Annotated in this window: 1 rRNA gene (only partly in view); it reads right to left on the bottom strand. The window is 52.5% G+C overall.

The annotated features are described in order from the left end of the window. Positions 1–284 (bottom strand): 16S ribosomal RNA (locus ACP5GV_RS08085); its annotated part reaches 177 nt to the left of the window's first position; the annotation flags it as partial.

Genomic DNA, 284 nt, shown 5'->3' on the forward strand with positions numbered 1-284 from the left:
AACGTATTCACGGCGACATAGCTGATACGCCATTACTACCGATTCCGGCTTCATGAAGGTGAGTTTCAACCTTCAATTCGCACCACGACAAGGTTTGTGAGATTAGCTTGAGCTCGCACTCTCGCTACTCATTGTCCTTGCCACTGTAGCGCCTGTGTAGCCCAGAGCATAAAGGGCATACTGACCTGACGTCGTCCCCTCCTTCCTCCGGCTTGTCGCCGGCAGTCTCCTTATAGAGCACCTCATACGAGGAAGCAAATAAGGACAAGGGTTGCGCTCGTTGC

Origin of the sequence: Caldisphaera sp., assembly GCF_049974385.1 — an archaeon.
Taxonomy (GTDB): Archaea; Thermoproteota; Thermoprotei_A; order Sulfolobales; family Acidilobaceae; genus Caldisphaera.